Raw genomic sequence first — 21,935 nt, 5'->3', positions numbered from 1 at the left:
TCTGGAAATATTTCAAAGGAATTTTAACAATGGCATATACAAGGAACAGCACAAGCCGTCAGGGCGATCGCCGCGGCTCCTCACAGCGTGGCTCATCTGGTCAGGTAAGAAAGAAGCGTACGTGCCGCTTCTGTGACAACAAGGAAGATTTTGTTGATTACAAGGCCGACAAGAAACTTCAACGCTTCGTGTCTGAGCAGGGTCGAATTATTCCCAAGCGTATCACGGGAACATGCGCCAGACATCAACGGATGCTCGTCACCGCCATCAAGCGGGCGCGCCATCTCGCACTTCTCCCCTTTGTCTCAGATGCAGTGAAGTAATAAAGAACTGTTTGAGTCTCTATTCGATCGAAGGAGTTTGACAATGAAGGTAATCTTACGACAGGAATTCGGGCAGCTCGGGCACATTGGTGACGTCGTTGATGTGAAGGACGGATATGCACGCAACTACCTCATTCCCCGCAATATCGCTTTTCTGGCGACCGCAAGCAGCGTTCAGCGGCTCGAAGAAGAGAAGAAACAGCACGTTCGTGCGATCGACAAGGAAAAACGCGCTTCAGAGGCGCTCGCAGCCGAACTCGAGAAAGTCTCCATCACGATTCAGATGAAGGTTGGCGAAGACGAGAAGCTGTTTGGCTCGGTGACATCACAGATGATCGCCGATTCTCTCAAGGAGAAAGGGCTTACGATCGACAAGCGGAATATCGAGCTTGAGGATTCGATCAAGGCGCTCGGCATCTACACCGTCAACGTGAAGTTGCCCGGAGGCGTGATCGGAAACGTCAAGGTTTGGGTTGTCCGCGAGTAGACCCCGGCGTATTCCCCGGTTTAAGAAGCCCATCGCTGAAGAACCAAGCGGTGGGCTTTTTTGTTCAGAATTGGTAGACGATCCCTCCGGATCCGAATCGATACTGGATTCGGCGCATCAAAATGGCAATGGCGATACCTTGACTTTTCGTGCAAAAAATGAGAAATTGTCATAGTTTGATTGAATAATGGGTTCATTTTACGAAGGATAACTGTAAGGAAATCAGGCATTTATGTCACAGAAGACGATAGAAAACGTTGATGAAGTAACGATTCGTTTCGCAGGCGATTCGGGCGATGGAATGCAGATAACGGGAACGCAGTTCACCAACACTACTGCAATTCTCGGAAATGACTTGAGTACGCTCCCCGACTATCCCGCCGAAATCCGTGCCCCTGCAGGGACTCTCTTTGGCGTCAGCGGATTTCAGATCCATTTCGGAAGCACTGAGATTCACACCCCCGGCGATCAATGTGATGTTCTCGTGGCCATGAATCCCGCTGCGCTCAAAGTCAATGTCGGCAGCCTTGTCTATGGGGGTTCCATCATTGTCAATACTGACGGCTTTAATGACAAGAATCTCAAGCTCGCCGGTTATGACCAGAACCCTCTCAAGGATGGATCGCTGGAGAAATTCCGGGTCTACGAGGTCGACATCAGCAAGTTGACCGCCCTCGCACTGCAGGATCTCAACATCTCCAGCAAGTTCGTGGACCGTTCCAAGAACTTCTTTGCATTGGGGATGATGTACTGGATGTACGGACGGCCGCTTGAAACGACGATCGAGTGGTTGAAAGGAAAATTCAAGGACAAGCCAGACATTCTTGAAGCAAATACGAGAGTATTGAAAGCAGGATGGAATTTCAGCGAGACGACGGAAATTTTCGCCGTCCGGTATGATGTGGCGCCGGCGAATCTCCCCCCCGGGAGGTACCGCAATATTACGGGAAATCAGGCAGTCGCGTGGGGCTTCATGGCCGCTGCAAAGAAAGCCAACATGGAGCTCTTTCTTGGCAGCTACCCCATCACTCCCGCCAGCGACATTCTTCATGAACTTTCCCTCTACAAGAGCCACGGAGTGAAAACCTTCCAGGCTGAAGATGAAATTGCCGGAATCACCTCAGCGATCGGCGCATCGTTTGGAGGTGCGCTCGGCATCACCACGACAAGCGGTCCTGGAGTTGCACTGAAGAGCGAAGCGATGGGCCTTGCGGTGATGGTTGAACTGCCTCTGGTCATCTGCAATGTCCAACGGGGCGGCCCGAGCACGGGACTTCCGACAAAAACCGAACAGGCAGATCTGCTCCAAGCATTGTACGGCCGAAACGGAGAAGCTCCGATGCCGGTGATCGCCGCCGCGACGCCGTCCGATTGCTTCGACGCAACCTTCGAGGCGTGCCGGATTGCAATCAAATACATGACGCCGGTGATGATTTTGACTGACGGCTATCTCGCAAACGGATCCGAGCCATGGCTCATCCCGGACTTCGACAAGATGGCAGACATTTCTCCAAGCTTCGTTACGAACCCCGAGGGCTTCATGCCTTACGCCCGTGAAGAGAAGACACTCGCGCGTCCGTGGGCCATACCGGGAACTCCTGGCCTGGAACATCGGGTTGGCGGATTGGAGAAGCAGAACATTACCGGGAACATCAACTACGAACCCGAGAATCATGATCTGATGATTCGTCTACGCGCAGAGAAAATCCAACGCATTGCCAACGACATACCGCTCGCAAAAGTCGAAGGCGAACCACAAGGTGAGCTCCTCGTCGTCGGCTGGGGCGGCACCTATGGCGCGATTAAAACTGCCGTCGCGCGGCAGCAGAAGCAAGGCAAATCAGTTTCTCACCTGCACCTCCGCTATCTGAACCAGTTGCCGAAGAACCTCGGCGAGGTTCTCGGACAATTCAAGCAGATACTCGTACCGGAGATCAATCTTGGTCAGCTCGTGAAAGTGCTGCGCTCGGAGTTCCTAGTTCCCGCGAAAGGGTTCAATAAGGTTCGCGGTCTCCCCTTCAGGTCTGTCGAACTGGAGAAAGTAATTGAAGACACTCTGAAAGGGATATCATGAGCACGCTTGTTGAAGAGACAATGAAAAACGCAAACGAGATCCCAGTGCCGAAATATACGGCGAAGGACTTCTCCAGCAACCAGGATGTTCGCTGGTGCCCGGGCTGCGGAGACTATTCGATCCTCGCTCAGACGCAGCGCGTGATGCCCGATCTCGGGATCCCAAAGAACAAGATGGTCTTTGTGTCGGGAATCGGATGCTCAAGCCGCTTTCCCTACTATATGGACACATACGGTTTTCACAGCATTCATGGTCGAGCGACGGCGATAGCGTCCGGTCTGAAAATTGCGCGGCCCGATTTGTCGGTCTGGGTTGTCACAGGCGACGGTGACGGGATGAGCATAGGCGGTAACCATTTCATCCATCTGATGCGGCGCAATCTCGATCTCCAGGTTCTCCTGTTCAACAACCAGATCTATGGGCTGACGAAGGGGCAGTATTCACCAACTTCGGAAATGGGAAAAGTCACGAAGTCCACGCCATACGGATCCGTGGACTATCCGTTCAATCCGGCGGCCCTGGCACTTGGCGCGAGCGCCACGTTTGTCGCGAGGACCCTCGACCGGGATCCCAAACACATGCAGAACGTCATAAGGCGCGCCGCCGGGCACAAAGGAACCTCCTTCGTAGAAATCTATCAGAATTGCAACGTGTTCAACGACGGTGCGTTCTTCCCTTTCACCGAGAAAGAGACCAAAGACGACAACGTCGTGTTCCTCGAGCACGGGAAACCCCTTATCTTCGGCAAGGAGAAGGACAAAGGCATACGGCTGAACGGATTCAGCCCCGAAGTCGTGTCCCTGAAGGATGGCAAGGTTTCTATGGACGACCTCCTGGTCCACAACGAGAAAGATACAACCCTGTCCTTCATCCTGGCAGATATGACGTATAAGCCGCACCTCCCCCGGCCAGTCGGGATTTTCCTTGCCATTGATCGGCCGGTGTACGAAGCCGAGATGGAGCGCCAGATAGCATTCGCGCAGGAGAAACGAGGAGTTGGCGATTTCAAGAAGCTCCTGAACTCCGGCGAAACCTGGGTTGTTCAGTAACTCTTCTGCAGGGGCGATTGAAGGTGTGGCTCGGTAGTTCGGTCACACCTTTTTTTATACCCGAATCATTATCGGATCGAACATGGAAAAAGCCTTCGAAGAGCTCCAACACATCATCGGACAACACAGCCGGTTTGTCCTCACAACTCACGTCAATCCGGATCCTGATGCTATCGGAAGCGAATTGGCTCTTGCGCGCTATCTCGCCGCCCATGGCAAAATCGTGGCGGTGCTGAACCATAGCCCGCTACCGGCGAATTGCGCATTCCTCGATCCGAAAGGCGTGATTGAGCAGTTCGATCCCGCTCAACACGCAAACATGGTCCTCGACGCGGATGTCATCATCGTCGTCGACGCGAACCAGCTGGACCGCCTCCAGGGGTTGAAACCGTACATCTCCAACAGCAAGGCCGTCAAAGTCTGCATCGACCATCATCTCGACAAACTCCCGTTTGCCGATCTCTATCTTGTCGATCCAGAGACGGCTGCGACCGGTGAAGTCTTGTACAATTTGTTTCTCTTCCTCGACAAAGATTCTGTTACGACCGAGATAGCGATACCTCTGTACGCAGCGATCATGGCCGACACCGGCTCTTTCCGGTTCCCGAAGACCGACTCCACAATTCACCGCATCGTCGCCGATCTCCTCGAGCGGGGTGCTGATCCTGTCGAGATCTACCGGAACATCTACGACCAGGGGACTGCAAATCGCCTCCAACTGCTTGGGCATGCTTTGTCGACGCTGCAGCTTGCTCACGGGGGCAAAGTCGCTCACTTGTCGGTTACGCGGGAAATGTTCAAGCAGACAGAAACCACGGAAGAGGACATTGACAACTTCATCAACTATACGCTCACGATTGCCGGAGTGCAGATTGGTTTAATGTTCACCAATCTGGGAGAAGCGATCAAGGTAAGCTTCCGGTCGCGGGGCGACATTGCCGTAAACATGCTCGCACAGGAATTTGGCGGCAACGGCCACAAGAACGCGGCCGGCGCCCGGATTCCCGGGGCAGGACTCGATGCAATCCGCGCACAGGTCATAGCAAGAGCAGAACACTACATCGTATGACGGAGTCTTCATGAAGCTCGCATTCGAACAATCATCACTGCGCACAAGCACTGCTGATGTCACAGCCCTGTTTGTGCATCAGGACAGATCGCTTTTCAAATCCGAAACCTCCTCAATTGCGCGGAGACTTGGCGTCCGCATGCCGGCTGTTGAGACCGGCGACTTCGTTGGAAAGGAAGGGGAGTCGATCGTGCTCTATTCCCCGAGAGCTGGCAAAGCACGTCGGATTATTCTGGTGGGACTCGGAGAACGGCAAAAACTCTCACCCGAGCGTTTTCGCCGATGCGGGGCAACGGCGGCGAAAAGAGCCCGTGCACTGAAAGCGAAGAGCCTTTCAATATTCATTCCTCCTGCTCTCGCTGCCTACGAGTCTGTCGTAACCGCCATTGCTGAAGGCGCATTTCTAGGATTGTATCGATTCGACAAGTACGTTTCGAAGAAATCAGACGCTCCTCCAAGCCTGGAACAGATCACTCTTTTTACAGAAGACTCCGGCAAAGTGGCACGAGGCAGGACGGCCGTCCTGCGGGCACAGATCGTCTGTGAAGCGACGATTCTTGCGAGAAACCTGGCCAATGCTCCGGGAAATGAAATCTATCCGGAAACACTTGCCGAGGCAGCCCGCCTCTCAGCACAACGCAGCCAGTACTCAGCGACTGTCCTCGATGAAAGGGAGATTAAGGAACTCGGAATGGGCGGTGTGCTTGGAGTGAGCCAGGGAAGCATCCGGCCACCCAGGTTCATCATTCTTGAATACGGCAATGTGAAGAAGCGTCCGGTGGTCCTTGTCGGAAAAGGCGTCACGTTCGATTCTGGAGGTATCTCCATTAAACCTTCTGCAGGTATGGCAGAGATGAAAATGGACATGTCCGGTGCTGCCGCAGTCATCGGCGCCTTCGAGGCAGTGGCCAGATTGAGACTCCCCGTCCACATCATCGGTCTCATTCCAGCCGTGGAAAACATGCCCAGCGGCAATTCCATTCGCCCCGGCGACATTGTCCGGCACTTCAATGGCAAGACGTCCGAAGTCGACAACACGGATGCCGAAGGCCGGCTCATACTCGCCGATGCCCTCGCATATGCGGAACGGTACAAGCCCTCAGCTGTGATCGATCTGGCAACTCTTACGGGAGCCGTTGTCGTTGCGCTCGGCCATCATGCTGCAGGGATGATGGGCAATAATGACGGGCTGATGGCGAAACTTGAACTGGCCGGTGACGCGACGTACGAGCGTGTGTGGCAACTCCCCATGTTTGACGAATATGAGAAATTGATCAAGAGTGATATCGCAGACGTCAAGAACGTGGGCGGACGATGGGCTGGTGCCATCACGGGTGCATGGTTCTTGAGGAAGTTTATCGGACCGTATAGATGGGTACACCTCGACATCGCCGGGACAGCGATGCTCGAAGAGAATGAAGATTATACTCAGAAGGGCGCATCAGGCTTCGGCGTACGTCTCCTCACGGAGTTTCTCCGGGGATGGAAGTGACAAAGTCATGAGCAAAAACAAGAGGGTTGCATTGCCCTCTTAGCGTTTTCTTGTTACCTTAGACAACCAGGACCTGCACCGCTCCTGGGCCGTTGCTGACGAAGCGAACATGGAGCTGGAGGAAACTATGAGATTCACATCACTGCTTGCAGCGTGCTGGTTGCTCGGCGGACTCGCCGCTTTTTCGCAAAACCACTTTGAGCAGAGCGAAAGCAGGAGCCCGAGTTCTCCTATATCGTACGAAGCAGTCGCCCTCTTCAATGCCGATTCCTCAACGATGACGGTCAATGTCCACTATCGGATCGGTCAGAATTTCTTCATCTTCGTCCGCAACGAGCGTGCACCGCAGCGATCCGATTATGTCGCCCGCGGCGAGCTCCTCGTGGAGCTTGTGAACGAACAGAAAGTCTCGGTGGCACGACAGATCCTTCAGCTGCCACTTACCCGCACAACCTTGCCGAGAGATTCCGATCGACCTATCAGCTTGCAGGGAGTCATCTCCTTGCAGGCGCCTCCCGGAAAATACACAATCGTGTTTTCAGTCGATGATCGTGAGTCCGGCCGCGCTTTCATCGAGAAGACAAGAAAAGTAGCATCTCCGGAGCCCAAACCTGCGGCGCTATATGTGTCTGATCTCATAATGTGCAGGCAGCCGGTCCTCGGCAAACAACCACAATTGTTCGTTCCGATGAATCGCGGTGGCAACGTCCTTTTCGCTGATGCCGGCGGATTTTTGACCGAGGTATTCCTCCCGTCCGCTTTGGACACCCTGCGCCTGACGTGGAAACTTACCGGCCAGGCCGAAGGGTTTGGCGAGAGAATACAGAAGCTCGAAGGATCCACATTCACGATTCTCGATGGAGTGCTGCACCTTCTCCCGCAAGAGCAAGGAGTGCTCTATGGATTGAAAGCGATCGTCCATAACTGGAAAGCCATCTATGTTCCCCTCCCACTGGAGAAACTTCAGCCAGGAGCGTATACTCTTGAGGTGCAATACCGCCTCGGCAAGGCTTACAAGATGGACAACCACGAATTCCGCGTGTCGTGGCCTTCCCATCCGTTCTCGCTGACCGATCCGGAACTCGCAGTCGACGCTCTCCGCCATATTGCGAAGGAGTCCGAAATCGACGGCATGCTCTCAGGTTCAGCCGAACGACGCTCAGATGCGTTCTACCGCTTCTGGAAGGAACGCAGCCGGGATACAACAACCGCTTACAATCACGCATTGGCTGAGTACTACTTCCGTGTCGACGAGGCGATGCGAAAGTTCTCGACGGCCAAGGAAAACGACGGCTACAAGACAGACCGCGGCCGGATCTACATTCTCTACGGACCGCCGCCGAAATCGGAACGAGTGCTCCAGCCGAGCTCCGGGCCCAAGGAAATCTGGACATACGAGCGGGTTCAACGGAGGTTCATTTTCATCGATCCGGCCCGAAACGGCAATTATATCCTTAGTCAAGCTGAGAATCTGTGAAACCACTGATCGCTGTAACCCTTGGTGACTTCAACGGCGTCGGGCCTGAAATAGCTCTGAAGGCGGCAACGCACGCTTCAACCCGCAAACTCTGCACTCCTCTTCTCGTGGGACCGCTCAATATTTTTGAAAGCGTCCGCGACAAACTAAAAATCAAGGCCAAGCTTCAGAGAGTTGTATTCCCGTGGAAGGAAGGCATTGCGCTGCCTGTCCTCGATGTAGGGGACGGCCTCTGGGCCGATATCCGGTACGGGGAGGTCACGAAGGCCGCGGGCAAATCAGCCGGCGTCGCGATCGAAAAATCGGTGGAGCTATGTACGTCGCGCAAAGTCGCTGCAATGGTCACTGCGCCGGTATCGAAGGAAGCCATGCAGCTGGCGGGCTACAATTTCCCGGGGCAGACGGAAATGATCGCTCTTCTGAGCCGCTCGAACAAGGTCGCCATGATGCTGGTCTCCGAGAAAATGCGCATCGGCCTGGTAACCATACACGCCCCGCTGCGATCTGTTGCAGAGAGCATTTCAAAAGAAAAGATTGTCGACAAGACTACGATTATCTTCGAAGCGTTGAAGTCGAACTTCCAGATCAGCAAACCGCGGATTGCGATCCTGAGCCTCAACCCTCATGCGGGTGAACATGGTTTACTCGGATCTGAAGAGGACGACATTCTCAAGCCGGCGATCGAGGAACTCACGGCATCCGGCTTACAGGTTGTTGGGCCTGTTTCGGCCGACGCGTTTTTCGGGACTGCGGCCTACAAGGCATTCGACGCAATTCTGGCAATGTATCACGATCAGGGACTCATACCGGTAAAAATGAGTTCTTTCAAGACGACAGTCAATTTCTCGGCAGGGCTCAGTATCATTAGAACTTCCCCAGGCCACGGGACGGCATTCGACATCGCCGGCAAGGGGACTGCTGACATCTCCAGCATGCTCGAAGCCATCAAGTATGCAGTTCGATTTTCAAAAACTCGATGATCGACCTCAAAGACGTGACGGTGGCATTTGACGGACAGGTAGTGCTTGACCGTCTCAATCTCTCGATCAAAGACGGGGAGTTCGTCTATCTGGTGGGAGCAACCGGCGCAGGGAAGAGCTCATTGCTCAGGCTTCTCTACATGGACCTCAAGCCTGATTCAGGATCGGTCCGCGTATTTGAGTACGATTCTGCGACTACGAAAGCGGACGACGTGCCACGGCTCAGACGTACGCTGGGAATTGTTTTCCAGGATTTCAAGCTCCTTGAAGACCGCGATGTTTTTGAAAACGTAGCGTTTGCGCTCTACGTGACTGATGCACGCCGAAGTGATATCAAGAAAAGAGCATTCCACGCGCTCTCGGACGTCGGCGTCACTCACAAGCGCAGTCAGATGCCCCATGAGCTGTCCGGCGGCGAACAGCAGCGCGTCGTGATTGCACGGGCACTGGTAAACTCTCCCTCCCTTCTGTTGGCCGATGAGCCAACAGGGAACCTTGACCCGACCTCTTCGTCAGAGATCATGGAGCTTCTCAAGAAGATCAACATGCGCGGTACGGCCGTGCTCATGGCAACACACAACTATGATCTGGTTCGCAAGTATCCCGCCCGAGTCATACAACTGAAAGACGGCAAGCTGGTCGATATCGAGTTCAAATAGAAAAGGCGCTGACACTCTTCGTGCCAACGCCTTGTGAGAACCTTCACCCCCACCCTCAACGGACCTGTTCCACTCTTCGAATTTCCTGATGAGCCAGCAATAACGAGCGCTCAATGCCTGCACGCAAGGTCATCAACGACATCGGGCAGGATAAGCACGAACCTGTCAGACGCACCTCAACGATCCCATCATCCGTGATCCCAACCAGTTCGACGTCACCGCCGTCTCGCTGAAGATAGGGGCGAACATGCTCAAGGCTCTTCTGAACGATTTCATGAGTGAGCATCGCTCACATCTCCTTTAGTTAGACCCTCCCAGAAGGATTTCCACCCTCTGCGAAGGCGGTGCTGAAACATGGAGCATGCTGATCTGTGACGCGAGATTCCGGGCAATGCTGCGTATCGTCTGCGCGTGCTGGGAGGCTTCGTCCATCACGACAATCGGCGTCCCTTCGTCCCCGCCGACTCTGATCCTCGTGTTGATAGGAATCTCACCCAGGAACGGAACATTGAGTTCCTTCGCAGTCCGGCTTCCACCTCCAGAGTCGAAAATATTCTCTCTCTGTCCGCAATGGCTGCAAACAAAGAAGCTCATGTTTTCCACGATTCCAAGAACGGGGACGTTTACTTTGTTGAACATCACTAGCCCTTTCCGGGCGTCAGCCAATGCGACATCCTGCGGCGTCGTCACAATAACCGCTCCGGTCAAAGGGATGGTCTGCACCAGCGTAAGCTGGATGTCCCCCGTTCCCGGCGGAAGGTCAAAAATCAGATAGTCCAGGTTTCCCCAGTTCACGTCGCTCATGAACTGCTTCACCGCCCCACTCGCCATAGGCCCCCGCCAGATCACGGCCTGCATAGGGTCAACAAGAAATCCAATCGACATGATTTTCACTCCATACCGCTCAAGCGGCACAAGCTTGTTCTCCGAAAGCTTCGGCCGCTCATTCATGCCGAACATCAGAGGGATGCTGGGACCGTACACATCGGCATCCACCAGGCCAACACTCGCCCCGTCGAGAGCAAGGGAAACCGCGAGGTTTACGGCAACAGTTGACTTGCCAACTCCCCCCTTGCCGCTGGCAACTGCAATGGTGTTCTTGACTCCGGGGAGAATAAGATCCTTCTGTTGATTCGTGTGTGTTGCAACGGACGCGGTCATTTGGATGTCAACGTCGCCCACATCTGCAATTGTGCTTCTGATTGCTCGTTCGCAATCGACTTTGAATTGATCCCGCACGGGACATGCGGGGGTCGTGAGTTCTAATGTAAAACTGACATTGTTCCGGTTAATCTTTAGGTTCTTTACAAAATTCAGGGCGACAATATCCCGATGCAAATCAGGATCCTTGACAGACTTTAGTGCCTGGAGGACATTGGCTTCAGTAAGTGGCAGCATTGATACTCCGTAGTATTTCGATTTGGTGAAAAGAAAAGAACACAGAACAATACACTTGGTGAAACGAGAAAGGCGCGCCCTTGGTTCCGACCGTCTCGGCATCGCAGGTCTTCATTACCCTTTGATAACGCCGATGGGCACCATCTTTGCCACTTTGCGCGCAATGCCCGCATTATGCACAACATCTACAACGGCACTAACATCTTTGTAAGCGTCCGGCTTCTCCTCGGTGAGACCACTCTTCGATGCTCCCCGGACGTGAATCCCTTTCTCCCTCAGATCCTGCAGCAGCTCGTCTGCGGTAGTGTCCTTTTTCGCAGCATGCCTGCTCATCGCACGTCCGGCTCCATGGCACGACGATCCGAACGTCTCCTCCATAGCCCGCTCCGTGCCAACCAATACATAAGAACATGTCCCCATACTCCCAGGTATGAGAACCGGCTGGCCCACCTCGCTGTAATCTGATGGTATCTCGGGACGATGCTTTGGAAATGCCCGGGTGGCTCCCTTCCGATGGACCAGAACTCTCCGCGCGGATCCCTCGATGCGATGAGTCTCCTCCTTGGCTATGTTATGGCACACGTCATAGACAATTGTCAGATCTCCGGAACCAAAAACTTGCTCAAAGGCCTGTCGTATCCAATGCGTGATCATTTGCCTGTTCGCGAACGCGAAGTTGGCTGCGCAAGCCATTGCCTGCAGATAGCTCCTCCCTTCCGGTGTCTGGATCGGCACGCACGCGAGCTGGCGGTCGACAACCGAAATTCCGTACTTTCGCATCGCCTCCTGCATAGTTTCAAGGTAATCTGTGCATACCTGATGGCCCAGTCCCCGGGAACCGGTGTGAATCAGTACCACGATCTGGTCCCTGAAGAGACCGAACGCTGCGGCGGCCTCGTCGTCGTACAGTTCCGCAACAAACTGGACCTCCGCAAAATGATTCCCTGATCCGAGTGTGCCAAGTTGATCCCTTCCACGCTCTTTGGCCCTTCTGCTCACCTTGCTCGCATCAGCGTTCCGTAGCTGCCCCTCCTCCTCAGTGTGCAGGAGATCTCCGGCCGTCCCATATCCGTGCTCCACAGCCCAGAGAGCCCCGCGCTCCAACACGCGGTCCAGTTCAGTGTCACTGAGGCCGGCGAGGATTCCTTTCTTGCCGGTTCCGCACGGGATGTCCCGAAACATCTGGTTGAGGAGAACATCGAGCTTATGCTTCACCTCATTGAGGCGATACTCCGAGCGAAGAAGTCGCACGCCGCAATTGATGTCGAATCCGACACCTCCTGCGGAAACGACTCCATGCTGAATATCCGAGGCGGCTACGCCGCCGATGGCAAACCCGTAGCCCTGATGAGCGTCGGGCATTGCCAACGATCGGCCCACCAAACCAGGAAGCGTGGCGACATTTGCTACCTGCATCAAGGTCAAATCGTTCTCAATCGCTTTGATCAATCCGCTGCTGGCATAGATCAGTCCTTCGATCTTCATCCCATCCCGAAATGTCTTCGGTATCAGGTAACGATATTCGTCAAGTTTCTGCAGCATGTTAGATGTCGAAGAAGACTCTCGCTGTCCATATCCCGTTCTCTTGTATGACCTTCAGCTGATGGTAGGTAATCGCCTTGACGTCTAATCCGGACTGATGCCTGACAGGATCGAGGCTCTCTCCACGGACCACTGCTTCGACGGAGAAATCGTTCAGGCTCGTGATTTCGACATTTGCCATCAGGAAGTCCTCGCCGTCGTAGAGATAGAGAATCTCCGAGAGCCAGCGAACAAGGAGGTTGTCGGTGTCACTCCCCGAGACCCGCATCCTTTTCTCTTCGCGTTCCCTGATGGTCGTGGGATCGACGATAATCGACACAAGACCAAAAGCGGCCTGCCTGAAGGCGTCACTGAGGGTGGGCCCCCAAGCTTCAATCCCCAAATCTGAGGGATGCTCCAGTATGCGAAAGCCGCTATTCATATCGACGTGGCCGAAACGGGCGTCCCAGAAAACGGCATTAGATCAAGGTCTTGCCACTCAATCGTTTGAGCGCTTCCAGATACAATGCCGTCGTCTTGAAGATGATATCTTCCGGGAGACGCGGTGCCGGCGGTTGACGATTGAAATCGATGGAATCGAGGTAATCGCGTACATACTGCTTATCGAAGCTCTCCTGCCCCTTGCCGGGAGTGTATTTGTCCTTAGGCCAGAATCGCGAAGAGTCCGGCGTCAGTAATTCGTCGATGAGAATCAGTTCCCCTTTGTCGTCGATGCCGAACTCCATTTTGGTATCGGCGATGATGATCCCCTTCTTCTCGGCTATGGCCGCTGCCCGCGAATAGATCGCGATCGAGACGTCGCGCACGCGTTCGGCTATTTCCTTCCCGACGATGCCTGAAGCCCGAGCAAAATCGATGTTTTCATCATGCTTCCCGACGTCCTCTTTTGTCGCCGGTGTAAATATAGGCTCTGGCAGTTTGTCCGATTCCACAAGCCCGGGAGGCAGTTTGATGCCACACACACTTTGAGTTTGCTTGTACTCCTTCCAGCCCGATCCCGACAAATACCCGCGGACCACACACTCGATGGCAAGCGGTTTTGTCTTCTTCACATACATGGAGCGTTGCTTCAGATCGCCCCAATACGGTTTGCACTCCGACGGGAAGTCGTACTCAATCGTCGAAAGCAGATGATTTGGAATAATATCCGTCATCTGCTCAAACCAGTAGTCGGAAATCTGGGTGAGCACCTTCCCTTTGAACGGTATCCCTTCCCCCATAATGACGTCATAGGCCGAGATGCGATCGGTCGCCACAATCAGCAAAGCCTCTCCGAAATCGTAAATATCCCTCACCTTGCCCCTATTGACGAGCTTCAATCCGGGGAAATTTGTCTGTGTCACAACTGGTATCTTGAACGATGACGACATCGGACCCCTCTTGTTTGGTCGCTTTAATATGTACGGGAATGTTTGCTTTTGCCCGGCATCGAACTTTCTACTCTCAAATACCGATGGTTATGGATAGAATGTGCATTCTTGCTTCAGAGCCTTTTTCAGGCGACGGAGGTATTCATCCCTTGTGATTTCCTTAGCCCCAAAACGGGCAAGGTGCTCTGTGACAAACTGCGTATCCAGCAGTTCATACTCTCGTTCCCGGAGTCGATCAACAAGCGACACGAGCGCAACCTTTGAAGCATCACGCATCCGGCTGAACATCGACTCACCGAAAAAGGCACCCCGGATCGCCACACCATACAGTCCGCCCACAAGCACGTCCTCCTTCCAACACTCCACGCTGTGTGCGAATCCCATCTGATGCAACCTTACATAACTTTGGATGATTTCTTCAGAAATCCAAGTCTCTTTTCTTGCAGCACACTCACGCATCACATCTTCAAACCGGGTATCGATGAGAATCTCGAAAGGTTGTTTCTTGATCGTGAGGGAAAGGCTGCGGGGAATCTGTAATTCGTTCAGTTCAAATATTGCGCGCGGGTCCGGTGAATACCATCCGATCTCCCCGTCAACGCCGTCGGCCATGGGAAAAAATCCAGAACAGTAGGCCTTCAGAAGGAAATCGGGATCTATAATGCCAACCCACGTTTGATTCTCTTTCATTGTTCCCAGACGAAGAAATGGCTTTCTGCGTACAGACAATTCAGATTCCCGAAGCCCCGACCACCGGTTGCCCCTGTCACTTCCCCTCTCCCACGGTCACCACCACCTTGCCGACACTCTGCCGGGACTGAAGGAACGTATGTGCTTCCCGGATCTTCTCAAAAGGATAGACGGCACCTACAACGGGACGCACTAGACCTTTCTTGTACCAGGACATCAGCATCGCCATCGTTTCCTGCAGGTAGTCAACTCTGTCGAAAAGAAAATACAAGTTGAACCCCATGAGACTGACGTTTTGTGAAACCAGAGACGGTGGATAAATGTGTGGAACCGATGCGGCTTCGATCAAGGCTTTGACCTTTGGTACACCCTTCCTGCCTGCAACGGCTGAGAACCCGTACAAAACGTATCGTCCCATCGGTGCAAGCAGCTTCCACCCTTTTCGAAAAACCCTTCCTCCCACAGAATCGAGGATGACATCAACTCCCTGCCCATCTGTCTCGCGTCGGATTATTTCAGCAAAGTCCTGATCAGAGTAGTTGATGACGACCTCAGCTCCGAGGTCCCGGGCAATCTGGATCTTGGCATCGGAACCGACCGTCGCATAGACGCGAACCCCAAGATGTCTGGCGATCTGGAGCACAGCTGTTCCAACTCCGCCGGCGGCGGCGTGCAGCAACAACCTCTCACCTTTCCTGATTTGACCAAGCGTGACCAGCCCGTGATACGCCGTCAGAAACGCGACACCGATAGCCGCGCCCTCCTCAAAGGACATCCCGACCGGCATTTGAGTCAGCAACGAGGCGGGGACCGCGACAAACTCCGCATACGCTTTCTGCCTCGTAAACCCCACCACGCGGGACCTTCGTCGAAAACCTTTGACGCCTCTCCCAACCTCTTCAACGATTCCGGAGAACTCGAGACCGGGGATGAAGGGTGGCTTTGGAATCGCGGGGTAGTAACCAAGCCGGGCAAAAACCTCTGCGAAATTCAGCCCTATAGCCCGTACGCGCACGAGGACATCTCCATCTCCAACTTCCGGCCGCGGCACTTCACAGATCCTCAGCACTTTAGGATGGCCGAATTTTGAAATCTCTACAGCCTTCATGACCCAGACTCCTTCTTATCCCTTCACCAGCTTTATTTCGAGGTTGGATTGAGGTTCTCGAGTTCGATGACAGACCCTTTCGCCACTTGTTTGCTCATCTGGTATGGAATCCTGGCTTTCCGCAGGTCGTTACGGGTGAGAAGGATATTGGATGATTCCGCTCCTGCGATGCTGAGAAATACAGAAGTGCCATCCAGAGCCGTGGAATTACGGACGACCGCTCCCTGGACGCGATTGAACTCCAACGCGGGGGTCACAGACGGGATGTCTGCCTGGCGCCCTGCGAAATTATCGATCTCGAGGTCCTTCACGTCTTCAACATACAACGCAGAACGCCACTGATTTGACCCAGGCTTACCCCAGAAGACTTCGACATTCCTGAGTTTCAGGTTTCTTGCCATCTGGAACTTCAGAGCGTGCACTGCCTTGTCGTACGCGACTGTTGTATCCGACGAGACATAGAGCTTCACGTTTTCAAACGTCAGACCATCCAGCCAGCTTTGCGGGTGTCCGTTCATGATGCTCGAACCCTTGCCGTGGGCGATGACATTCTGGATCAGGACGTTACGAATGAAACCTGCAGGGGGTTCGTTGTCGAACTTCACGTGCTTGTGCACTTCGCTGCGCCGTTTGATGTTAATATGGAACGGGTCGCCATCTCCCCACCAAAACCAGTCGTACCGACGGCAGTCTATCGTCAGGTTGGAGAGCACAACGTCGCTGACATAGCCGCCATCGAATACCATGAATGCTATTCCGCGGTTGGAGTTCGTGATCGTGCAGTTGTCGATCGTCACGTTCCGCACACAGTTCATATTTCCGTCGCAGAACTTGATCGCGCTGGAAGCAGAAGAGAGACGGCAATTCGTAACAGTGATATTCTCGCAAGGGAGCGCGGGTCCGAACCAGTTCATCGAATAGAAAACAATCGCATCGTCTCCGGTCTCAATGGTGCAATTCGATATGTGGACGTCCTTGCAGCCGTCCGGATCGATTCCATCTGCCCAAACACCCTCCGGGAGGCTCGATTGGATGAATACACCATCGATCACTAATCGTTCACAGCCGTACGGATGGATAGTCCATGACGGAGATCGTACCAACGACAACCCTGTGATGTACACATCCTTGCACCGGAGGAGGAGGATAAGCTTGCCGAACTGATCCTTCCTGGGGAAGGATCGCATAAGGGGTTTGCCGAGTGCTTCCATCCTCTCCATGTTCGGGCGAATGAAGTCATCCTGGATATCATTGAGCCTCCACTCGTATGCTCCCTGACCATCGATCGTCCCACGCCCCTCGATAGAGATGTTTTCCAGATCTTCGCCGTAGATCAGAGCGTCCTTGTCGAACGCTTCCTTCAGCTTGATTGAATAGAGTGTAGCCCCCGCTTCAATGTGGAATCTGATGTGGCTTCGGAGATGGAGTGTGCCGGAAGAATACTCACCCGGAGGGAGGTACACCAAGCCACCGCCAGAAAGGGCGCACGAATCGATCGCGCGTTGGATGCATTGCTGCGCATTCTGAGTTTTCTTCCCGGTGGCACCAAACTGCCGCACGTTGAAAACATTATCGTCGCCTCGTGCAGGCGTGACCAGGAAGAAGAGAGAAATCAGTGCACATCGATGGAGGATGTGAGACTTCATCGCGGGTGTCCTCGCAGGTTCACAGAAATTGTGATACAGCGGTGAAGCAGAGAATGGACCGCGGCCCGATAGGGCCGCGGTATGTCATCGGAATATACGAAATGATGGTGACTCAGTCACCAAAAGAAGTGCCTACTGCCCTTGCAGCCCGGACCAATTGAGAATCCAGCGGGACGGTACGTAATTTCAGAATAGCCTCCTTCACTGGAACGGAGGTGACTTCATTCCCCTGCAGGCTTACCATGTGGCCGAATTTCCCCTCTGAAGCGAGTTCAAGGGCCTTCGTACCGTACTTGCTGGCGAGTATCCGGTCGTACGGCGTGGGGCTCCCGCCTCGCTGTAAATGCCCCAGAACCGTCACGCGCGTCTCCAGCCCCGTCATCTCGGTGATTTTCGATCCTACCACATCGCCAATGCCCCCGAGACGTATCGGGTCGGTGCGCTTCGAATCCTGTTCGCGCACAACGAGGCCTCCTTCAGCCGGTTTTGCGCCTTCTGCTACGCACACGATGCTGAACTTGCTTCCATGTTTTCCGCGTTTGAGAACATGCTGGCAAATCTTTTCCCATTGGAAAGGAATCTCGGGAATGAGGATAACGTCAGCGCCTCCAGCCAATCCAGAACCGAGGGCAATCCAGCCTGCATACCGTCCCATCACCTCGATTATCATGACTCTGTGATGTGCTGATCCTGTGGTATGAAGGCGATCGATCGCCTCCGTCGCCACCGTGACAGCCGAATCGTATCCAAACGTGACGTCCGTGGCGGAAAGGTCGTTATCAATCGTCTTGGGAACACCGATGAGGTTCAGACCGAGGTCAGTGAACTTGTCGACGATATGCATCGTCCCGTCCCCGCCGATGGCTATCAGTGCGTCGAGGTGCCAGTCCTGATAGTTCCGTATTGCATTCTCTGAGCAATCCAGTATGTCAATACCATGGGGAGTCTCGACCGGGAAATGGAACGGATCTCCCTTGTTTGATGTACCCAGGATGGTTCCGCCAAGGTTGACGATTCCCGAGACATCCCTCGGTGCGAGCTCACGCATCCTCCCTTCAACCAGGCCTTCAAAACCGTCCAAGATGCCCACAACCGTAGCACCGAAATATGAGATGGCAGGCTTAGCGATACCCCGTATTACGGCATTCAGGCCGGGACAGTCGCCCCCGCCAGTTAATACGCCAATTCTTTTCATAGATTTCATCAGAATCCCCTAGTCTGCAAACTTCTTTATGAAACGACTTGTCAGAGTGCCTCTCATAGTATATCGGTAAGTATAAGTAAATTCTTCAGCGATTTCCAGAGAGATGCCCGGAATCGCGGAAATTGGACCACTTCCTGAATTTTTTCTTGTTTGTCAGCCGAAATTGGATTACCTTTCATCTGCAAATTAACGTACACCTCAAAGCCGGCGAATGGCGCGACCTCGCTATTTGCTGAGCAGACGTAGCCTAGCTTGTGCGTCGGCGCTGTTGATGCATTGTTCTTGTCCTCTTTTCGTGACCTTCCATTCTTCACGAGGCCAGGCACCAGAACACATCTATAGCACGCAAGAACGTTTCGTCTAGTTGCCTCGTGTACATCTACATTCATCATTTCCGAAAGGAAGTTCCATGGAAAAAGGAACAGTTAAGTGGTTCAACGGAGCCAAAGGCTTTGGCTTCATCACACGTCAGAACGGCGAAGATGTTTTCGTCCATTTTAAGGCGATTCGTGGTGATGGCTACCGTACTTTAAACGAGGGCGACCAGGTTCAGTTCGATGTCCAACAAGGACCGAAGGGTCTGCAAGCCGCGAACGTAGAGAAGGTCTAATTTCATTTACTCTCTATACAACCCCAGCGAGATATTCTCCTGGGGTTTTCTTTTTCAGTCGCTCACGATGGGAAGTTGACTACCTATGAACAATGGGACCGTAAAGTTCTTTATCGTGTCGAAGGGTTTTGGTTTTATCGTGACCGAGGCTGGCGATGAGATTTTTTTTCACAAAAGCAACGTGAAGAGTACCGGTTTTCGTGATGTTCTCTCTCAGGGCGATACAGTGAAGTTCGAACTCAAAGATGAACAAAAAGGAAAACGAGCGTACAACATCGTTCGTGTCTAGACCCTACTAACAAACGAAAGTCCCCGCAAGGGGACTTTCGTTTTGTACTCGCTTCTCCCGCCCTTTGTTCTATTTCGTCCCCCCCGACTGATCCAATTGTTTCGTTGTTCCGGCTTCCGGAATTGACTGAATCGTCCTGAACTTCTCAGTGAGCGTGTTGAGTTGTTTGTCGGCCTTGTCGAAATTGTTCTTGGCGTTGCCCAACTGGGTCCCAAGCGTCTCGAACGTTTCCGAGAACTTCCCCAAGTCGGATCCGAGCCGCTCCAGGCTCTGGAAAATCTCTTTGGCGCTCTTCTCAATCTGGAGTCCTTTGAAACCCATGGCAATCACACGCAGGTGCGCATAGAAGCTGTTTGGCGAGACCGGTATCACTCTCTTCTTCATCGCATAGCTGTATAATCCTTCTTCCTCTGAGACCGATTCGTCCTTGATAATCGTCTCATAGTATATGTTCTCCGCCGGCACGTACATCAGCGCGAAATCGAACGTCCCCTCATCCGGCAGGATGTACTTGTCCGCAATCGCATCAATGTGCTTCTTCACATCCGATCGAAATGTCCTGACAGCGGTCCTTTTTTCCTGCTCACTCTTCGCCTCCAGCATTTTCTGGAAGTTCTCAAGGGGGAACTTGGAATCGACCGGCACCATTCCCCCCGACAGGTGGATAACAGCGTCTACCGCCTGCCCGCTCTTGAACCGGTACTGCATCTCGAATGACCTGATGGGAAGCACCTGCCTGAGGAGGTCCTCCAGAAGAAGCTCGCCGAGTCCCCCCCGCAATTTTGGGGCTTTCAGCATTTCTTCAAGCTTCGAGACACTCTGTCCAAGTTCTTTGATCTCCTTCGTGGCCTGACCAAGCTCGCCAAGCTTGTTCTGGACATCCTGGATGACTTTCGCGGCATTGTCGAGCCGGGATCCGACCTGGCCGGTGTTGTTCTGCAACTGCTGCGTAACGTTGGAGAGTTGCGCCGTTACGACATTCAGCTGCTGGTTCATCGTTTCCGAGGTCATCTTAAGGCTCTGGTACAGCGCGTCCTGAGTGCCCTTGAGCGAGAGACCCAGCGAGTCGGAGGTGTTCCTCAGGCTCGAGTTCACCTCTCCGCGCAGGGAATCAATTTGCTGTTGAATCAATACTGCTGCCTGCGTACCGTCCTGCTGCTGGGGCGCGCGGAGACGAAGTACAATCACGATCAGCAGCCCCGTGATGATGAGAAGCACAAGACCAAGGACAAGTTCCATTCACACTCCACAGTTGTCGTAACCCCTGGGATATCACCCCAGCGTAGACCAAAACGTGCAGTTCAATAAACTCGGACTATGAAGACGGCAAGCAGGATCAACCCTGTAGCATAGGAGATGATACGGGCCCACCGCATAGACTTCTGTTTTATCGCAGACCAAGCTCTCGCGAATACGATCATGACGACAATCAGTGCGATGGTTGCAATGATTGCCTGAAAGACAGTAAAAGATTCTCCATAGTTGAACGCAGGACTGTTCCCATCCCAGAACCTTCCGTAGATCACCAGAAGATGCGCTGTATATACCAACAACGATTCCTTGCTCGCGTCGAGCACAAACGATTTCTCCGTCTTCCTCCATTCCGAGTAGTACCAGCATCCAACAAGAAGCAGGCATACTATACCCAGCCTTGAGGCGAAAAATATCGGATTTGCCCGTATCGCCGTTGACATATGCGGGATATACGCGGGGAGACCAACCAGAAGGGTTCCGGCGATGACCAGAAACGAGCCAAGTGCGGCAAGGATCAGGAAGTAATTCCTTACCTCTCCTCCGGCGCTGGCTTTCTTGTACGCAAATGCCGCAAGCGCCCCAAACATGAGAAACCCAAGCCATGGGAAGAGTGGAAAGATCGAACCCTGATGGTCATTGAAATACGGCGCAATGAATCCGGGCAGGTAGAGAGAACAATCGATTTCCCAGATAAACGGAGCGAGGAGAACCATAAGACTACCAAGCATCGCCAGAAACCACTGGTAGTTCAAATCCCTCCTGATGACAATGCGCCCGAGGAAAACGATGAGAAGACCGATAGCGATGCAATGAAGGATGTCGGATTGACTGAAAAGGAGGATCTGCGCAGCAGTTGAGTCACGCACAGTCCGTGTAAGCGAAAAGTACGGGAGATGAAGTCCGTACCCAATAACCCAGATAAGTACAATCCGGCTCAACTGCCTCCAGTAGGCCTTACCGAAGGTCCGGAATTCCTCGAGCTTTCGGTCACTCGCAACGACAAACACAAATCCAGCAACGAAAAGGAAACTGGGTGCTACCAGGCCATTGACAAAATTGACCCACCCGAACCACGCAGCGTTCTTGATGTCCGCCAACAGGAACGCGTTGAAGACATGGACTTCAATCATGATAATCGTGGCCCAGCCCCGGAGCAGATCCACAAAGACCAGTCTGTTCTTCACGTCCAGTGTTCTCCCCATTGAAGATGCGAA

The 21,935-nt window shown here is 53.4% G+C and carries 22 protein-coding genes; 11 read left to right on the top strand and 11 right to left on the bottom strand.

Going from position 1 to position 21,935, the window contains the following annotated elements; translation table 11 throughout:
- The first annotated feature begins 29 nt into the window (after nt 1-29).
- The 9 genes from rpsR to ftsE all read left to right on the top strand — a co-directional run bounded on the left by rpsR (nt 30) and on the right by ftsE (nt 9,610).
- Nucleotides 30-323 carry a 30S ribosomal protein S18 gene (rpsR, locus tag NTU47_07120; GenBank protein ID MCX6133568.1) on the top strand — a complete coding sequence of 98 codons (294 nt, stop codon included), beginning with the start codon at nt 30-32 and terminating at the stop codon, nt 321-323.
- A gap of 43 nt (nt 324-366) precedes the next feature.
- Nucleotides 367-810, top strand: a complete 444-nt coding sequence (gene rplI / locus NTU47_07115) for a 50S ribosomal protein L9 (GenBank protein MCX6133567.1) — start codon at nt 367-369, stop codon at nt 808-810.
- 232 nt (nt 811-1,042) lie between these two features.
- Entirely contained in the window at nt 1,043-2,884 is a 1,842-nt protein-coding gene (locus tag NTU47_07110) for a 2-oxoacid:acceptor oxidoreductase subunit alpha (protein MCX6133566.1), read from the top strand.
- Nucleotides 2,881-3,933: a 2-oxoacid:ferredoxin oxidoreductase subunit beta gene (locus tag NTU47_07105; GenBank protein ID MCX6133565.1), complete on the top strand. Its 1,053-nt coding sequence runs from the start codon at nt 2,881-2,883 to the stop codon at nt 3,931-3,933. Before NTU47_07110 ends, NTU47_07105 begins: the two co-directional genes overlap by 4 nt.
- An 82-nt stretch (nt 3,934-4,015) precedes the next feature.
- The gene (locus NTU47_07100; protein ID MCX6133564.1) at nt 4,016-5,002 is read left to right on the top strand and encodes a bifunctional oligoribonuclease/PAP phosphatase NrnA; all 987 of its coding nucleotides are present in this window, start codon (nt 4,016-4,018) and stop codon (nt 5,000-5,002) included.
- Nucleotides 5,003-5,012: 10 nt separating this feature from the next.
- Nucleotides 5,013-6,494 carry a leucyl aminopeptidase gene (locus NTU47_07095; GenBank protein MCX6133563.1) on the top strand — a complete coding sequence of 494 codons (1,482 nt, stop codon included), beginning with the start codon at nt 5,013-5,015 and terminating at the stop codon, nt 6,492-6,494.
- A gap of 127 nt (nt 6,495-6,621) precedes the next feature.
- On the top strand, nt 6,622-7,971 hold the full coding sequence (locus NTU47_07090) for a GWxTD domain-containing protein (protein ID MCX6133562.1): 1,350 nt from the start codon (nt 6,622-6,624) through the stop codon (nt 7,969-7,971).
- Nucleotides 7,968-8,951, top strand: a complete 984-nt coding sequence (gene pdxA / locus NTU47_07085) for a 4-hydroxythreonine-4-phosphate dehydrogenase PdxA (GenBank protein MCX6133561.1) — start codon at nt 7,968-7,970, stop codon at nt 8,949-8,951. Before NTU47_07090 ends, pdxA begins: the two co-directional genes overlap by 4 nt.
- Entirely contained in the window at nt 8,948-9,610 is a 663-nt protein-coding gene (ftsE, locus tag NTU47_07080) for a cell division ATP-binding protein FtsE (GenBank protein MCX6133560.1), read from the top strand. Before pdxA ends, ftsE begins: the two co-directional genes overlap by 4 nt.
- A gap of 55 nt (nt 9,611-9,665) precedes the next feature.
- On the opposite strand, the gene NTU47_07075 is transcribed toward ftsE, so the two are convergent.
- The 9 genes from NTU47_07075 to NTU47_07035 form a co-directional block, all read right to left on the bottom strand.
- Nucleotides 9,666-9,896, bottom strand: coding sequence for a NifU family protein (locus tag NTU47_07075; protein MCX6133559.1), 231 nt, complete (start codon nt 9,894-9,896; stop codon nt 9,666-9,668).
- Between the two features lie 14 nt (nt 9,897-9,910).
- Nucleotides 9,911-11,008 (bottom strand): iron-sulfur cluster carrier protein ApbC, encoded by a 1,098-nt coding sequence (gene apbC, locus NTU47_07070; protein MCX6133558.1) that lies wholly within the window; start codon nt 11,006-11,008, stop codon nt 9,911-9,913.
- Between the two features lie 114 nt (nt 11,009-11,122).
- Nucleotides 11,123-12,550, bottom strand: a complete 1,428-nt coding sequence (locus NTU47_07065; GenBank protein MCX6133557.1) for an RtcB family protein — start codon at nt 12,548-12,550, stop codon at nt 11,123-11,125.
- Nucleotide 12,551: 1 nt separating this feature from the next.
- Nucleotides 12,552-12,971 carry an archease gene (locus tag NTU47_07060; GenBank protein ID MCX6133556.1) on the bottom strand — a complete coding sequence of 140 codons (420 nt, stop codon included), beginning with the start codon at nt 12,969-12,971 and terminating at the stop codon, nt 12,552-12,554.
- A gap of 37 nt (nt 12,972-13,008) precedes the next feature.
- The gene (locus tag NTU47_07055; GenBank protein MCX6133555.1) at nt 13,009-13,920 is read right to left on the bottom strand and encodes a phosphoribosylaminoimidazolesuccinocarboxamide synthase; all 912 of its coding nucleotides are present in this window, start codon (nt 13,918-13,920) and stop codon (nt 13,009-13,011) included.
- 87 nt (nt 13,921-14,007) lie between these two features.
- Entirely contained in the window at nt 14,008-14,610 is a 603-nt protein-coding gene (gene aat, locus NTU47_07050; protein MCX6133554.1) for a leucyl/phenylalanyl-tRNA--protein transferase, read from the bottom strand.
- 76 nt (nt 14,611-14,686) lie between these two features.
- Nucleotides 14,687-15,718, bottom strand: a complete 1,032-nt coding sequence (locus NTU47_07045; GenBank protein MCX6133553.1) for a zinc-binding dehydrogenase — start codon at nt 15,716-15,718, stop codon at nt 14,687-14,689.
- Between the two features lie 32 nt (nt 15,719-15,750).
- Nucleotides 15,751-17,364 (bottom strand): glycosyl hydrolase family 28 protein, encoded by a 1,614-nt coding sequence (locus tag NTU47_07040; GenBank protein ID MCX6133552.1) that lies wholly within the window; start codon nt 17,362-17,364, stop codon nt 15,751-15,753.
- Between the two features lie 112 nt (nt 17,365-17,476).
- Nucleotides 17,477-18,559, bottom strand: coding sequence for an ATP-dependent 6-phosphofructokinase (locus tag NTU47_07035; protein ID MCX6133551.1), 1,083 nt, complete (start codon nt 18,557-18,559; stop codon nt 17,477-17,479).
- Nucleotides 18,560-18,977: 418 nt separating this feature from the next.
- Here NTU47_07035 and NTU47_07030 point away from each other — a divergent pair, with 418 nt between their 5' ends.
- Together NTU47_07030 and NTU47_07025 are read left to right on the top strand one after the other, a co-directional pair.
- Nucleotides 18,978-19,178 (top strand): cold-shock protein, encoded by a 201-nt coding sequence (locus NTU47_07030; GenBank protein ID MCX6133550.1) that lies wholly within the window; start codon nt 18,978-18,980, stop codon nt 19,176-19,178.
- Between the two features lie 85 nt (nt 19,179-19,263).
- Nucleotides 19,264-19,467, top strand: coding sequence for a cold shock domain-containing protein (locus NTU47_07025; GenBank protein ID MCX6133549.1), 204 nt, complete (start codon nt 19,264-19,266; stop codon nt 19,465-19,467).
- Between the two features lie 69 nt (nt 19,468-19,536).
- On the opposite strand, the gene NTU47_07020 is transcribed toward NTU47_07025, so the two are convergent.
- Both NTU47_07020 and NTU47_07015 read right to left on the bottom strand, forming a co-directional pair.
- Nucleotides 19,537-20,706: a DNA recombination protein RmuC gene (locus NTU47_07020; protein ID MCX6133548.1), complete on the bottom strand. Its 1,170-nt coding sequence runs from the start codon at nt 20,704-20,706 to the stop codon at nt 19,537-19,539.
- Nucleotides 20,707-20,768: 62 nt separating this feature from the next.
- Entirely contained in the window at nt 20,769-21,905 is a 1,137-nt protein-coding gene (locus tag NTU47_07015) for a heparan-alpha-glucosaminide N-acetyltransferase domain-containing protein (protein ID MCX6133547.1), read from the bottom strand.
- Nucleotides 21,906-21,935: the final 30 nt, after the last annotated feature.

The sequence above is a fragment of the Ignavibacteriales bacterium genome, from assembly GCA_026390595.1.
Lineage (GTDB): Bacteria > Bacteroidota > Ignavibacteria > UBA10030 > UBA10030 > UBA9647.
This window is presented reverse-complemented; position numbering and strand designations above follow the sequence as displayed.